Raw genomic sequence first — 15,690 nt, 5'->3', positions numbered from 1 at the left:
CACGTCATGTTTCAGAAATTTCCTGACAGTGTGTGGCCCGCCGGCCGGCCGAACATCCACGACGGGACCGAGGAGAGAACATGCCCCCAACCCCGAACTTCTGGAACAGAGCGGGAAGTCTGGCGCTCATCACCGTGACCGCATGCGGAAGCGGGCTGGTGGCGCTGACCCCCGCACAGGCGGCGCCCCACACCCCCGCGCGCCCGTTCGCGGCGGTCACCCCCACCCCCACCCCCACCCCCACCCCGACGCCGAGCCCATCCGCGACACCCAGCCCGTCCTCGGAGCCGTCCGGGGAACCGGAGAGCGTGGACACCATGGCCGCGGTCGCCGCGGCCCCGATCACACGGTCGCAGATGATCGCCCGCGCCAAGACCTGGAACCCGGGCACCTCCAAGCGCGTGCCGTACAGCCAGACCAAGACCCGCGGCGGCTACCGCACCGACTGTTCGGGTTATGTCTCCATGGCGCTGGGTCTGGGCAAGCCCGGTCCCATCACCGTGGGCCTGGCCAAGAGCACCTACACCCGCTCCATCAAGATCGCCGACCTGCGCAGGGGCGACCTGCTCATCGACGCCATCGGCAGCAACACCACCCGGCACGTCGTCATCTTCGACCGGTGGGCCAACGCCAAGCGCACCTCGTACTGGGCCTACGAGCAGCGCGGCGGCTACGGGACGGACTATCGCACGCGCAGCTACGGCCTGTCGTCGGGGAGTGAGTACAAGCCCTACCGGGCGCTGAACATCCGCGAGGACGCGCCGGTGCCGCCTCCCACGATCACCCGCGCCCAGGTGATCGCGCGGGCGAAGACGTGGAGTCCGGCCACGGCGCAGCGGGTGCCCTACAGCCAGACCAAGACCCGTGGCGGCTACCGCACCGACGGCTCGGGTTACGTCTCCATGGCCCTGGGCCTGGGCAAGCCCGGACCCATCACGGTGGATCTGGCCAAGCCCGCCTACACCAAACCGATCGCCATGAACCAGCTGCTCCAGGGCGACCTGGTGATCGACCCGGTCGGCGGCAACACCGCCCGCATGGTGGTCATCTTCGACCGCTGGGCCGACGCCAAACACACCTCCTACTGGGCCTACCAGCAGCGCGCCGGCTACGGCACCGACCACCGCATCGTCACCCACGGGCTGAAGGCCGGCACCCAATTCCGCGCCTACCGCCCCGTCAGGATCCGCTGATGCGCCGGTCACGGACCCGTTCCGGCCCGCCGCGGGCCGGGGTGATCGCGGCGGTGCTCCCGCTCACGGCGGCCACGGTCGTGGCCGCCGCGCCCGCCACCACCGCCGCTGTCGCCCCCACCACCGCCACCGCAGCCATCGCAACCGCAGCCGTGACCACCGCCACCGCCGCCCCCCTGCCGACCGCTCCCTGCGGCTCCAGGGGAGTGACGGCGCAGGACACGGAGCTGGCGGCCTGGCTCAACACCCGGCTGACGAAGAAGCTGCGCGGCTACATGGACGGCTACCGCGTCTCCTGCGCCCGGGCGGTGATCGAGACGGTCCGCGCCCGGGGCCTCTCACAGCGGGCGGCGGTCATCGCGATCACCACGGCCATCGTCGAGACGGGCGTGCGGAACATCAACCGGGAGGTGGACCACGACAGCCTGGGGGTGTTCCAGCAGCGCGCCACCTGGGGCAGCGCCGCCCAGCGGCTGAACGTGGCGTGGGCGACCGGTGCGTTCCTGGACAAGATGCTCCGCAAGTACCCCGACGGCTCCTGGCAATCGGCGGTGGTGGGCGACGTCTGCCAGCGCGTGCAGGTGTCGAAGTATCCCGAGCGGTACCAGCCGCAGGCGGGGGACGGGCAGATCATCGTCTCGGCGCTCTGGTCGGCTCCCGGCGTGGCGCGGGCCCAGGTGGTCGCGCGGGCGAAGACGTGGAGTCCGGCCACGGCGCAGCGGGTGCCCTACAGCCAGACCAAGACCCGTGGCGGCTACCGCACCGACGGCTCGGGTTACGTCTCCATGGCCCTGGGCCTGGGCAAGCCCGGACCCATCACGGTGGATCTGGCCAAGCCCGCCTACACCAAACCGATCGCCATGAACCAGCTGCTCCAGGGCGACCTGGTGATCGACCCGGTCGGCGGCAACACCGCCCGCATGGTGGTCATCTTCGACCGCTGGGCCGACGCCAAACACACCTCCTACTGGGCCTACCAGCAGCGCGCCGGCTACGGCACCGACCACCGCATCGTCACCCACGGGCTGAAGGCCGGCACCCAATTCCGCGCCTACCGCCCCGTCAACATCCACTGACCCCTCAAACAGCGGGAACCATCCGGTGCGCCCCGATCACGCGAACCCGTGACCGGGGCACACCGGACCCTACGGCCGGTTGACGTAGTCACGCAGGTCCACGGCGCCGGAGGGAAGAGCGTCGGGGAGGCGGCCACCGGGCCGGCCGGGTGCTGTCCACCCCGGACTGCGACGCGCGACGAGCCGGGCAAGCACATCCCGGAACAGCAGGCGAGCACGGCAACGCGGACCGGCCCGCAAGTCCGCCCGTGAAGCACATCCGCCCGGATGAGGGACCCACCCCCGTAAGGCACGTCCCCAGTGGGCCGGGCGTTGCCCACCCGAGCTGCGCCGCCCCATGGCCGAGCCTGCCGCGACCACCGGGGCGCCGGTCATCTCAACTGGAAGGCGCATCGCAGGCGCCCCCGACCGGCCCGCCGGCACTCCCCGACGACGAACCCGACCTCAGGACTTGCTCACCCGGGTCGTCGTACAGCGCCACCTGGGCGGGCAACACCCGGCCCACCACGGACGCGCCCCACGGGCGGGCCCCTCAGGGCCAGGCCCCTTCCCCGGACGGACGCGCCCAGCAGCAGACCCCTCACCTGGACGGGCCCGCCCCACGGATGGGCTCGACGCCCGGAATGCGCCGCCGTACCCGCCTGCCGCATCAGGCCCTGCTCATCCAGCCCTCCATGCCGTGTCCCGCAGATCACGGGAACCGGTCCGAACGGCCGGGGATCCGCGGGACGCGCCCCGGCGCCGGGGTCAGCGCTGGAAGGAGCTGCCCAGGTCGATGGCCTCCATCGCCTTGCGGATGCGCTTGTCGGAGATGGAGTACGGCGTGCCGAGGGTCTGGGCGAAGTAGCTCACCCGGAGTTCCTCGATCATCCAGCGGATCTGGCGGACCTCGTCGTCGCCGCGGCGGGCGGGCGGGAGCTTGTCCAGCAGGTCGTGATAGTCGTCCTCGATGTCGTGGACCTTGTGCATGCGCTCCTCGTCGCGGTACGGGTCGTCGGGGAGCTTGTCCAGCCGGCGCTCGGCCGCCTTCAGATAGCGCAGCAGGTCGGGCAGGCGCTTGTAGCCCGTGGCGGTGACGAACCCGGGATAGACGAGGTTGGCGACCTGGTCGCGGACGTCCTCCACCGCCGGGGTGGAGCGCGCCTCGCCCAGGCGGGTGCTCAGGGTGTGCCAGACCGCCAGGATGGCCCTGACCCGGTCGACGACCTCGGCGGTGGTGTCGAACAGTTCGGCGCGGACCTTGTCGTGCAGGGTGGCGAAGGCCGACTCGTCCCAGACCGGACCGCCGTGCTCGGCCATGAGCTTGTCCGCGGCGCAGGCGATGCAGTCGTCGAACAGCGCGGTGGCGCCGGCGTGCGGGCTGCGGCTGAGCGTCAGCTTGGCCTGGTTGTCCAGGCGGCCCAGGACCCACTTGGCCGGGGAGGGGGTGTTGAGCAGCAGCAGCCTGCGGGTGCCCTCCCACATGGCGCGGCGCTGCTCGGCCTCGGTCTCGAACATCCGCACGGCCACGCTGGAACCCTCGTCGGCCAGCGCCGGGTAGGCCTTCATCTTGCGCTGCTCGAAGGTCCTGGGCAGCTCTCCCAGGCTCCAGGTGGTCAGGCCCGACTGCTCCATGCCGGCGGCCTTGGACAGGGTCTGGCGGAGCTTGGGGGCCAGGCGCCGTTTGAGGTCGGCCAGGTCCTTGCTCTCGGCGAGCTTGTGCTTGCGCCCGTCGATCACCCGGAAGGTGATCTTCAGGTGGTCGGGGACGTTGTCGAGCTGCCAGGCCTCGCGCGGGATCTGGATGCCGGTGAGGTTCAGCAGCTCCCGCTCCAGTACGGCCAGCAGCGGCTCCTGGGTGGGCTTGGCCCGCTGGAGGACCTGCTTGGCGTAGTTGGGGGCGGGCACGAAGTTGCGCCGGATGTTCTTGGGCAGGGACCGGATCAGCGCGGTGAGCAGCTCCTCGCGCAGGCCGGGGATCTGCCAGTCGAAGCCCTCGACGTTGACCTGGTTGAGCAGCGAGAGCGGGATGTGCGCGGTGACGCCGTCGGCGTCGGCGCCCGGCTCGAACTGGTAGGTCAGCGGGAAGCGCAGCCCGCCCTGGCGCCAGACGTCGGGATAGTCGCGCTGGCTGACGTCCCCGGCCGTCTCGCTGATGAGCATCGACTTCTCGAAGTTGAGCAGGTCGGGGTCGGCCTGCCTGGCCTTCTTCCACCAGGAGTCGAAGTGACGCCCGGAGACGACCTCCTGGCCGACGCGCTGGTCGTAGAAGTCGAACAGGGTCTCGTCGTCGACGAGGATGTCGCGGCGGCGGGCGCGCTCCTCCAGCTCCTCGACCTCTTCCAGGAGCTTGCGGTTCTCCCTGAAGAAGGCGTGGTGGGTCTCCCAGTCGCCCTCGACCAGGGCGTGCCGGATGAACAGCTCGCGGCTCGTCTCGGGGTCGATGCGGCCGTAGTTGACCTTGCGCTGGGCCACGACCGGCACGCCGTACAGGGTGACCTTCTCGTAGGCCACCACGGAGGCCTGCTTCTTCTCCCAGTGCGGCTCGGAGTAGGTGCGCTTGATCAGGTGCTGGGCCAGCGGCTCGACCCACTCGGGTTCGATCTTGGCGTTGACCCGGGCCCAGAGCCGGGAGGTCTCCACCAGCTCGGCCGACATCACCCACAGCGGCTGCTTCCTGGCCAGCGCGGAGCCGGGGAAGATGGCGAAGCGGGCGTTGCGGGCGCCGATGTACTCGGTGATGGGGCGGCGCGGGCCGTCCTGGGGGCCCTTCTTGTCGATGTCCTTGACGCCGATGTGCGACAGCAGGCCGGACAGCAGGGAGACGTGGACCTTCTGCTCGTCGCCGGGGGTGCTGTTGAGCGTGACGCCCAGGGACTTCGACATCTGCCGCAGCTGGCTGTAGACGTCCTGCCACTCGCGTACGCGCAGGTAGTTGAGGAACTCGGCCTTGCACAACCGGCGGAAGGCGCTGGAGGACAGCTCCTTCTGCCGCTCCTGCAGGTAGTTCCACAGGTTCAGGTAGGAGATGAAGTCCGATTCCTTGTCGGCGAAGCGCCGGTGCATCTCGTCGGCGGCCTGCTGCTTGTCGGCCGGGCGCTCGCGCGGGTCCTGGATCGACAGGGCGGCGGCGATGACCATGACCTCGCGCACGCAGCCGTTGTGGTCGGCCTCCAGCACCATCCGGGCCAGGCGCGGGTCCACCGGGAGCCCGGCGAGCTTGCGGCCCAGCGGGGTGATGCGCCTGGCCTCGTCGAAGGCGCCCAGCTCGCGCAGCAGGTCCATGCCGTCCTTGACCTGGCGCTGGTCCGGCGGCTCGACGAACGGGAAGGCGGCGATGTCACCCAGGCCGATGGAGGTCATCTGCAGGATGACCGAGGCGAGGTTCGTACGGAGGATCTCCGGGTCGGTGAACTCCGGCCGGGACAGGAAGTCCTCTTCCTCGTAGAGCCGGATGCACACGCCCTCGGAGACGCGGCCGCAGCGGCCCTTGCGCTGGTTGGCCGAGGCCTGCGAGATGGCCTCGATCGGCAGGCGCTGCACCTTGGTGCGGTGGCTGTAGCGGGAGATGCGGGCGAAGCCGGGGTCGACCACGTACTTGATGCCGGGGACGGTCAGCGAGGTCTCGGCCACGTTGGTGGCCAGCACGACGCGGCGGCCCCGGTGCGGCTGGAAGACCTTGTGCTGCTCGGCGGCCGACAGCCGGGCGTACAGCGGCAGGACCTCGACGTCCTTGCGTTTGGCCAGCGCGTCGGCGGTGTCGCGGATCTCGCGCTCGCCGCTGAGGAAGACCAGGATGTCGCCGGGTCCCTCCAGGCACAGCTCGTCGACCGCGTCGCCGATGGCCTGGATCTGGTCGTCGTCCTCGCCGACCGGCCGGTAGCGCACCTCGACGGGATAGGTCCGGCCGGAGACCTCCACGATCGGGGCCTCACCGAAGTGCCGGGAGAAGCGCTCCGGGTCGATGGTCGCCGAGGTGATGATCACCTTCAGGTCGGGACGGCGGGGCAGGAGCTGCTTGAGATAGCCGAGGATGAAGTCGATGTTGAGGCTGCGCTCGTGCGCCTCGTCGATGATCAGCGTGTCGTACTGGGCGAGATCGCGGTCGCTCTGCAGCTCGGCCAGGAGGATACCGTCCGTCATGACCTTGACGAGCGTGCTGTCGCTCACCTGGTCGGTGAAGCGCACCTTGTAGCCCACCGCGTCGCCGAGCGGGGTGTCGAGCTCCTCGGCCACGCGCTCGGCCACGGTCCTGGCCGCGATCCGGCGGGGCTGGGTGTGCCCGATCAGTCCCTTGACCCCCCGGCCCAGCTCCAGGCAGATCTTCGGCAGCTGGGTGGTCTTGCCCGAGCCGGTCTCACCGGCGACGATCACCACCTGGTGGTCGCGGACCGCCTCCAGGATGTCGTCCTTGCGCTGGCTGACCGGCAGCGCCTCCGGATAGGTCACCGCGGGCACGGCCGCGCGGCGCTCGGCGATCCGCCGCTCGGCCCGCTCGATGTCGGCGCCGATCTCCTCGGCGATCTTCTGCTGCGCGGAGCGGTTCCTGACCTTCCGGGCGCCGTCGAGCCGCCGTCCCAGCCGTCGCTGGTCGCGGAGCGTCAGCTCGGGAAGACGGGTGCGGAGATCGGCGAGCGGAGATGTCAACGAAGGCGTTCCCATACTGCAACCAGGATACTTTCGGCCCACGGGTCAGGAGCCAACCGCCCATGGTGCCTGACTCGCCGGTGGATCGCATCCCAATATCGGCACGGCCTCCCGACATCGGCACGGCCTCCCGACATCAGCACGGCCTCCCGATATCGGCACGGCCTCCCGATATTGGTACGGCCCCGCCGCCCCTCTCGACAGAGGGCGGCGGGGCCGGGTGTGCGGGGCCGGGACCCGCGGGTCCCGGCCGGTGGGACTACTGGACGGGCGGGTAGGCGTTCTTCAGCAGCTCGCGGAACTGCGCGGAGAACCACTGCCCGGAGATCGGGGCGTCCGGAAGGGCGCCGCTCATGCTGTTGCCGTTGCGCTCGTTGCCCTCGTAGGTCGGGTCGCACATCCGGTCGAAGCCCTTGCCCTCGTTGTTCGGGATCTCCTTGCTGGAGCCGTCGGACTCGCCCGGGGGCTTGATCCAGACGTAGGCGTCCAGACCCGGAGCCGGGTTGGCCTGCGGCCGCTCGCCGAGACCCGCACCGCTCTGGTTGCACCAGTTGCCGGCGTGGATGCGGCGGTCGACGCGAGACTGGTTGACGAAGTCGTTGACGTTGTTGGAGGTGCTGGGCGCCGCCGGGCGGGCGGTGCCGCCCCAGCCGTTGCGGGAGGTGTCGATCAGCATTCCGATGTTGCTGTTGAAGCCCCGCCTGATCAGCTCCTGCCGGTACGCCTGGGCGTAGGACAGCTCGTCGACGTAGTAGTTCCAGTCGACCCAGTCGGACTGGCGGATCGTCTGGTTGTTGACGGTGGTGTTGATGGTGAAGTGCGGCTCCTTCAGCGCCGAGTAGTTGGCGGTGTTGGTGATGAAGCCGTCGACGCTCTCGAAGCCCTTGGCGGTGCCGGCGACGGTGGTGGCGAACAGCTCGGCGGACGGGCCGAAGTTCGTGTCCCAGCCCAGCCAGCCGTGGTGACCGGCGTCGACGTAGGTGTAGACGTTCGGGATGGCGTGCAGCTTGTCCAGGGCGTAGCGGACGCCGTTGACGTAGGCGCCGGTGTCCTTGGCCTCCTGGCACTTGGCCAGGTTGAGGTTGGTGACCAGGTTCGGCAGCGAGTCGATCTCGATGATCGTCACGATGCGCAGCGCCGCGTACTTGGGGTCGTCCATGATGTCGGCGATCGGGTCGATGTACTCGGCCTTGTAGCGGTTCAGGCCGTTCTCCGAGATGCGCAGCTCACCGTTGGAGGCCAGGGCCGAGCAGTCGCGGTTGGGCAGGTTGTAGATGACGAACTGAATCGTCAGCGGCTTGCTGCCGTTGGCGGCGTCCTGCTTCAGGGCCTCCTCCAGGTGGGCGCGCAGGCCCATGGCGGAGGCGCTGCCCTCGATGGCCGCGATGCGGTCCATCCACACGCCGGTGGAGATGTTCGCCACCGCGGCGCCGCCCGGCTCGGCGGCGGCCTTGGACGACCAGTTCGGGTTCACGTAGCCGGTGGCCCCGTCGTAGGGGTTGTCGACGTGCTCGCCGACCGGCGGCGTGTCACCGTCGTTGTCCTCCTCGGTCGCGGTGACCGAGACGCCGGTGTGCCCGGAGGCGGCGGCCGCGATGGTGGCGGTGCCGTCGGTCTCGTCGGTGTCCTCGGAGGCGGAGACCGTCACGTTCTGCGCCGTGTTCCAGTTGGCGGAGGTGAAGGTCAGCGTGGAGGGCGCGATGGTGATGTTCGAGTCACCGGTCTTGCTCAGGTTGACCGTAACGTTGCCCGAGGGCGCCTGGCTGAGCCGGAAGCCCACGGTCTTGCTGCCGCCCTCGGGGACGCTGACCGAGGTGGCGGTCGCGACCACGGAGGGGTTCCCGCCGCCGCCCACGGTGAAGGGGACCTCGGCGCTGTCCTTGCTCAGGACCGGGGTGCCGTTGTCGTAGGCCTTGGCCTTGGCGGTGTGGGATCCGGCGGCCAGCCCCGTTGCGGAGTAGGAGTAGGGGGCGCTGGTGTCGGTGTTCACCAGGGTGCCGTCGACGTAGAACTCGACCTTGCTGACGGCGCCGTCGTCGGAGGCCGTCGCGGCCAGCGGCACGGCCGCGCCCGTGGCGTGCGTGGAGCCGCTGGCCGGGCTGGTCAGGCTGACGGTGGGAGCCTGGTTGGCCGGCGGGCCGCCGCAGGAGACGCCGTTGATGGTGAAGTCGGTGGGCTTGGGGTTCGAGCCCGACCACGAACCGTTGAAGCCGATGCTCGTGGAGGCGCCGGTGGCGAGCCTGGCGTTCCAGTCGAGACTCTTCGCGGTGACCTTGTTCGCGCTGTCCTGGGCCCAGGTCGCCGACCAGCCCTGCTGGAGTTTCTGGCCACCGGTGAAGGTGAAGCCGAGGGTCCAGCCGTTGAGCGCGTCGCCGAGGTTCTTGATGGTCACGTTGGCGGTGAAGCCGCCCTGCCAGTCGTTGGTGGAGTAGGCGACGTCGCAGGCGACGGCCGCGTGGGCCGTCGCCGCCTGACCGGCGGCGAGGCCGGTGGCGGCCACCAGAACGGCCGCCGCCGTCGCAGCCCGGTTCCGCCAGGCATGGCGGCGCGGATGAGCTCTCATGGATGTCATCTCCAGACGAGGGGTGGGAGCGCTCCCATAGTCCGGATGTTTCCGGCAGGTGTACAGCATCCCGCCTCCCGGCGAACCCGTTGTGAGGACTTTCTCACCCCTGACCTGAGCGAACGCCTCCGCGACCCGATGAAAGTTTCAGACAGCCGCCCCTACCACATCTCCAGGGCCCGCCGGAGCGGCCCCCGCGGCGCCGCCCGGCGGGACGGCAGGCCGTACCGTCAGAGCCTGTCGAACCACTCGCGCACGGCCTTCGGACCGCCGGATCCGAGGGCGACCATGAGGGCGACGCGCGCCTTGGCGGGAGCCAGGCCGCGGGCCCCGATCGCGCCCACCTTGGCGGCCAGTCCCAGGCCGAACTCCAGCTCCTCGAGAGGGGTCGTCGCGGTACGGCAGCGCGAGGCGACCACGACGGGCACGCCCCAGTCCGTGAGCTCGTTGATGGTGGTCAGCAGCCCGACGGGCACGTTTCCGGCGCCGGTGCCTTCCAGGACGATGCCGCGGGCCCCCGCGTCCACGATCGCGGTGAGCAGGACCGGATCGATCTCGGGATAGGTCTTGATCAGGGCGACGTCGGTCTCCGGCTCGCCCGCGCGGTGAGGCGGCCTGGGCGGCGGGGCGGCCTCGATGACGACCCTTCCCCCGCTCACGTGCCCGAGCACCGGGTGGGGCGCCGAGGAGAAGGCCGACAGGCTCACGGCATCGACATGGGTGACCCAGCGGGCCGCGTGCAGCTCGTCGTTGAGGCACGCGACGGCGCCGACCCCGCGCAGCGCGGGATGGGCGGCGGCCGTGACGGCGGAGGCCAGGTTGCGCGGCCCGTCGCTGGACAGCTCGTCCAGGCAGCGCATGGCCCCGGTCAGGACGATGCCGCCCCGGGAGGCCGCCTCGCCCGCCATCAGGTCCACCAGGAACGCGGTCTCCTCCAGGATGTCGGTGCCATGGGTGATCACCACGCCGTCGAACCCGTCGTCCAGGATGGCCGAGCGGGCCCGGCGGGCCAGCTGCAGCATGGTCGAGGGCGTCATGTCCCAGCTGGGCCCCGTCATCACGTCCTCGACCGTCACCTCGGCGGGCAGCGCCCCGTCGGGGATGGTCTCCAGGAGCTCGGCCCCGGTCGCGACGCCCGGGAACCCGGGATCCCGCGAGTAGGACATGACGTCCCCGGTCGCCAGCATCAGCACGCGCTTCACCACATCACTCCCATCACCGTCGCGGCCACGATCACGACCACGACGGCCAGCCGGACCATCATGATCACCACCCCGTGCGCCCCCCTCCCGGATCCCTCCGGCCCGCCCCCGGAATCCGGCCCATGTCCCCCGCGGCCCGTCCGCCCGGGCCCCTCCGGCCCGCGTCCCCCCGAGCCCGCCCGCTTGGACCTCTCCGGCTCATGTCCCACCGGACCCGCCCACCGGGGTCTCTCCGGTCCACGTCCCACCGGACCCGCCCACCGGGGTCTCTCCGGTCCACGTCCCCCTCCGCCCGTCCGCCCCGGTGTCGCCGGGGCGGATCCCGCGGGCTCCGGGTCCCGGGCCTTCATGGCGGCGCCGCCCCCGTCCTCGCCGGTCACTCCTCGCCCGCCACGCCGACGCGCTCCTCCAGGCGCTCGATCCGGAGGGTGAGGGGCTGCAGCTCCCGGCGGACCACCGCGGCCAGCATCGCGGCGGGGTCGGCCTGAGCGGTGGCCTGCTGGGACGGGGCGGCCTGCTGGGTCTGGGCGCGCAGGTGCACGTAGCCGGCCAGGGCCGCCGCGACGGCCCGGCGGGCATGCCGGGGCTCGGCGCCGAGCGCGCGCAGGACCTGGCCCGCGGTCCCCTCCGGCTCGGCGACCAGGCCCAGGAGCAGGTGCTCGCAGCCGATGTAGTTGTGCCCCATGGAGGTCGCCTCAGTGACGGTCAGCTCCAGGGCGTTGACCGCGGCCCCGCTGAAACGCTGCGGACCGGCCGCGCCGGCACCCGTCTGCCCGGCGGGAGCCGCACCCTCCGCGGAGCCCTCCTTGCCGGGGGCCTCGCCCCGGGGCTCGGATGCCCGGCGGGCGAGCTCTCGGCCGATCTCGGCCGGGTCGATCTCCACCGCGCGAAGGACGTGCAGGGCCAGGTTGCTCCCCTCGGCCAGCATGCCGCCGAGCAGGTGCCCGGTGCCGACCTCCGGTGCGCCCTCCGCCCGGGCCCGCTCCGCGGCGAGCTTCAGGACCGCGCGCGTCCGGGCCGTGAAGTGCGCCAGCGCCCCGGTCGGCTCGTCCGCGTCGAGGTCGGACAGTGCCGCGCGGCGGATGGCCGTCACCCGGCGCACCGCCTGTTCCAGAGCCCGCTGACAGACCGCCGACACCGGCACTCCGGCCTCCTTCACCGCCTCGGCCAGGTCGTCGGGGAGATAGACGTTGATCTTGGGCATGTCGCGCCTCCGGAATGCCGCACATCCTTATACCCCCATAGGTAACCCCAATAGGGGTTATACGTCAACGCCCGAAGGAACGTCCGCGGTTCTCAGCCCTGCCGGGACGGAGACCGCCGGAAACTCAGGGGTTCTTCTCCAGCCGGGAGACGATCGCCTCGGCGACGGCGATGTCCTCCCAGGACATGCCCGAGCTCTTGAACAGGACGGGCCGGTCGGCGGCGAGCTCCACCTGGCCGGAGACGGCCGAACGCATCGTGATCAGGCGTTCCGGGGTGATGGCGCCCTCTTCCACGGCCAGCACGACGTCGCCGCATTCGCGCAGCGCCGTCCCGACGTCCTCGACGATGACCCGCGCACGCCGGAACAGGGCCGCGTCGATCTCCCGGACGTCCGGTTCATGGGAGCCCACGGCGATCACGACCGCGTCGTCCCGCACGAGCGCCGAGTCGAAGACGGGCACGCGGGAGCTGGTGGCGCACACCACCACGTCCGCACCGCGGACCGCTTCCCCGGCCTCCCGTTCACCGGTCCCCACGACCGCGACGCCGGCCTCCCTGAGCGAGGCGTACGCCTCCGGACGCCGCGCGACGTACGTCACGCCCGCGATCTCCCGGCTTCCGCGCAGCACCGACCTCAGCGTGCCGACGTGCCCCGTGCCCTGGGGGCCGGTGCCGAAGACGACGATGCTCACGGGCCCGGCCGCCCGCGTCAGCGCGGGCCTGACGGCCGCGGCCGAGACGGCGGGAGTGCGCAACGCGGTCAGCGCGGAGGCGTCGAGCAGGGCCTTGGGCGTGAGGGTCACGGCGTCGAAGAGCACGTAGAGGCCCTGGATCCGCGGCAGACCGATGTCGCCGTTGCGCGGGGCGACAGTAGCGATCTTGACTCCGGCGCTGCCGGCGGTCTCGCTGGGCATGATGAGGAACTGCCCGTGACGGACGTCGACCCGGCTCCGCTCGGGATCGCCGGCGGGGTCGAGCCCGTCCCGCAACGCCGCCTCGACGGCCTCGACCGCCTCGCGCGGCGACAGCAGGGCGGTGATCCGTTCGGGGCCGAGGTACGGCGGAGGCACGTGGGTCACCGCAGCACGAACCCTTCCCCGAGAGGGTCGTCGGAGTCGATCTCGAAGGTGTGCCGGCCGGTCCGGAACGCCATGCCGGTGACCTCGGGGACGAAGGCCCGGCGACCGGCGGCCGTCAGCTCCCCCGCCACCCGCGCGTGGAACCGGGTGCCCACGATGGAGTCGTGGACGAGCCGCCGTCCGGGCCCGAGCACGCCGTCGGCGGCCAGGACGGCCACCCGCGAACAGGTGCCGGAGCCGCAGGGCGAGCGGTCGACCTCGCCGTCGGCGAAGACGGTGACGTTGCGCTGGTGGACGTCCCCCGCGTCGTCGGTGCCGAGATCCTCGAACAGGATGGTGCCGTAGACGCCGCTGAGCCGGTCGTCGAGGGGATGCGCGGCGTACGGCGTGCCGTCGAGCAGCCACTTGACCTCCCGGCCGACGGCGATCAGCTCGGTGTAGTTCTCCGGGACGACCGCGAGGCCGATGCCCGACGCGTCCAGGTGCGCGTACGTCGCGCCGCCGAAGGCCACGTCGACGACGACCTCGCCGCGCGAGGTCGGCACCTCGACCTTCTCGTGCAGGCGGTAGCTCGGGACGCTGACGAAGTCCACCCCGACGACCCGCCGCCCGGCGATGTGCACCCGCGCGGTCACCCGCCCGGAGGGCACGTCGACGCGCACGTCCGTGACCCCCAACGGGTCGGGTTCGACGAGCCCGCCGTGCACGGCCCACACGCCCAGCGCGATGGTCCCGTGGCCGCACGCCGTGGAGAAGCCGTCCTTGTGCCAGAACAGGACGCCCAGGTGCGCGCCGTCGTCGTCGGGCTCGGTGAGGAACCCGCCGTACATGTCCGCGTGGCCGCGCGGCTCGAAGCACAGCAGCCGGCGGAGCCCGTCGACGTGCGGATCGCCGATCGCGAACATGCGCTTCTCCGCCACCGTCGCACCCTCGACGGCGACCGGCGGATCGCTGACGATCCGGAACGGCTCGCCCGCGGTGTGGTAGTCCGTGGTCGAAATCTCGCGGATGCTCATGCCTGCCCGTCCTGGAGCCGCGGCACCGGGAGAACGCGGCGGTGTCGTATCACTCTGATCACCGTGATATCCGGCATGTCGCGGCCTGTCCACCCGGCGCCGCCGTTCCCGGCGGCCCGGGGAGGGGCGGGGGTGGGAAGAGGTGCGCCCGGGGAGGGGCGGGCGTCAGCCTTGCGGGAAGTCCGACAGCCGGTACCAGGCGGCGAAGTCGCCGTAGACGATCAGGTTGTCCTCGTAGGAGTCGCGGTCGTGGTCGTAGCGGCCTCCGCAGGTCACCAGCCTGATCGTCGGGTACGGCCGGACCCGGTAGACCTCGCCGACCGGGAAGGCGGTCTTGCGGGCCCGCTCGGTCGCGGTCACCCGGAAGACCACCACCGTCCCGTCCTCGCGGATCACGGCCACCGCGTCACCCCGCACCACCTTCGGCAGCCGGGCGAACACCGCGGGACCGGTCTTGGTGTCGAGATGCCCGACGATGACCGCCGGTCCCGGATCGCCCGGCGCGGGGCCGTGCCGGTCCCATCCCGCGAGGTCGGCCTGCGAGAGGGGAGGCGCCTGCAGGACGCCGCCCGAGGTGGTGCCGATCTCGGTGACGGCGGCGTTCACCCCGGCCCGCGGCACCACGACCGCCAGCGGCCGCGCCGGACCCGGCCATCCCGCCAGCGGGGCCGGCCAGGCCGTCTTCTTCCTGCCCGCGGACGTGTCCGCCGCCCGCGCCTTCGGCGGCACGGGCGCCGCGACCGGCAGGGACCCGGCCATGACCGGATCGGCCTCCTCACCCGCCTCCAGCCTGCACCCCGCGACCAGCGGGACCACCGCCACCAGAGCCGCCAGCACCCTCAGCACCGGGACACCGCGCCTTTGAACCGTCCAGCGGCCGAACAGCGCCCTCAGCACCGGGGCACCGCACCGGACACCGGCCGGGAGACCGACCGGCCGCCTCCTCCGAGCCCGGTCCCCGCGGTCACCATTCCCCCGGTGACCATCCACCCGGTGACCATCCACCCGGTGACCGGCCGCCTTCCCGCGCCGGACGGCCGCCCGGCCGTCAGTCACGCTTGGCCGCCCGGCGGCGCCGTGCCATGACGAGCCCGCCGGCCGCGGTGAGGGCGGCGATGACTCCGGCGGCTCCCCCGATCATCACCGGGGCTCCGTCCGCGGACGACGTCCCGGCGTCCTGCGCTCCCCCGGCCAGGGCGAGGCCTCCGCCGCCGGTGTCGGGGCCCTCCGCGGCGACGATCTCGAAGGTTCCGTAGAGGGTGACGTCGCTGCCCTGGCAGGTGACCTCGACGACGTGCCGGCCGAGCTCGGCGCCCTGGGCCACCTGGGCCGTCCCCGCCGGGTTGCCCGCGGTGCCCCCCGTGAGCTGCGCGTCGGCCTGGAACGCGTCGGAGGTGGCCACAGCGGGCTCGCCGCAGTCCTGGGCCGTGACCTCGGTGGTCCCTCCGGCCTCGACCCGCGACGGCGAGACCGTCACGTCGTCGGCCGCCCCGGCGGACGGCGATGCCGTGGCCACCATAGCGGTCGCCAGTCCGGCCACCACCGCCCACCGTCCCGGAACACCCGTCAGCCGCATAGCGCCGTCCCCGCCCTCACCCGATCGGATCTTGCTGACTTCCGCTATTTACCCAGGCCAGAGAGCGTGTCCCGCAAAGCCGGGTCAAAGCTTTGACGGCCTTTCCGGCATATGCCGCACAACTTCACGGCGAAGACGGCGGAGACGGCGGAG

The 15,690-nt window shown here is 71.7% G+C and carries 10 protein-coding genes; 2 read left to right on the top strand and 8 right to left on the bottom strand.

Annotated elements, in window-relative coordinates; translation table 11 throughout:
- Positions 1–80: 80 nt before the first annotated feature.
- Positions 81–1,193 (top strand): NlpC/P60 family protein, encoded by a 1,113-nt coding sequence (locus Psi01_RS06060; protein WP_204062940.1) that lies wholly within the window; start codon positions 81–83, stop codon positions 1,191–1,193.
- Complete coding sequence (locus Psi01_RS06055; RefSeq protein WP_204062939.1) at positions 1,193–2,269, top strand: hypothetical protein; 1,077 nt, start codon at positions 1,193–1,195, stop codon at positions 2,267–2,269. Before Psi01_RS06060 ends, Psi01_RS06055 begins: the two co-directional genes overlap by 1 nt.
- 747 nt (positions 2,270–3,016) lie before the next feature.
- Here Psi01_RS06055 and hrpA read toward each other — a convergent pair.
- The 8 genes from hrpA to Psi01_RS06015 form a co-directional block, all read right to left on the bottom strand.
- Complete coding sequence (gene hrpA / locus Psi01_RS06050) at positions 3,017–6,910, bottom strand: ATP-dependent RNA helicase HrpA (RefSeq protein WP_204062938.1); 3,894 nt, start codon at positions 6,908–6,910, stop codon at positions 3,017–3,019.
- Between the two features lie 244 nt (positions 6,911–7,154).
- Positions 7,155–9,458 carry a glycoside hydrolase family 6 protein gene (locus Psi01_RS44390; RefSeq protein ID WP_204062937.1) on the bottom strand — a complete coding sequence of 768 codons (2,304 nt, stop codon included), beginning with the start codon at positions 9,456–9,458 and terminating at the stop codon, positions 7,155–7,157.
- Positions 9,459–9,688: 230 nt separating this feature from the next.
- Positions 9,689–10,660, bottom strand: a complete 972-nt coding sequence (locus Psi01_RS06040; protein WP_239127157.1) for an asparaginase — start codon at positions 10,658–10,660, stop codon at positions 9,689–9,691.
- Positions 10,661–11,036: 376 nt separating this feature from the next.
- On the bottom strand, positions 11,037–11,864 hold the full coding sequence (locus tag Psi01_RS06035; RefSeq protein ID WP_204062935.1) for a Clp protease N-terminal domain-containing protein: 828 nt from the start codon (positions 11,862–11,864) through the stop codon (positions 11,037–11,039).
- 124 nt (positions 11,865–11,988) lie between these two features.
- The gene (locus Psi01_RS06030) at positions 11,989–12,945 is read right to left on the bottom strand and encodes an ornithine cyclodeaminase family protein (RefSeq protein WP_239127152.1); all 957 of its coding nucleotides are present in this window, start codon (positions 12,943–12,945) and stop codon (positions 11,989–11,991) included.
- Positions 12,942–13,961, bottom strand: coding sequence for a proline racemase family protein (locus Psi01_RS06025; RefSeq protein ID WP_204062934.1), 1,020 nt, complete (start codon positions 13,959–13,961; stop codon positions 12,942–12,944). The genes Psi01_RS06030 and Psi01_RS06025 overlap by 4 nt, the downstream gene beginning before the upstream one ends.
- A gap of 165 nt (positions 13,962–14,126) precedes the next feature.
- Positions 14,127–14,807 carry a class F sortase gene (locus Psi01_RS06020; protein ID WP_204062933.1) on the bottom strand — a complete coding sequence of 227 codons (681 nt, stop codon included), beginning with the start codon at positions 14,805–14,807 and terminating at the stop codon, positions 14,127–14,129.
- Between the two features lie 202 nt (positions 14,808–15,009).
- On the bottom strand, positions 15,010–15,537 hold the full coding sequence (locus tag Psi01_RS06015) for a hypothetical protein (RefSeq protein ID WP_204062932.1): 528 nt from the start codon (positions 15,535–15,537) through the stop codon (positions 15,010–15,012).
- Positions 15,538–15,690 lie beyond the last annotated feature (153 nt).

Source organism: Paraplanobispora siamensis (assembly GCF_016863175.1).
GTDB classification, from domain to species: domain Bacteria; phylum Actinomycetota; class Actinomycetes; order Streptosporangiales; family Streptosporangiaceae; genus Planobispora; species Planobispora siamensis.
This window is presented reverse-complemented; position numbering and strand designations above follow the sequence as displayed.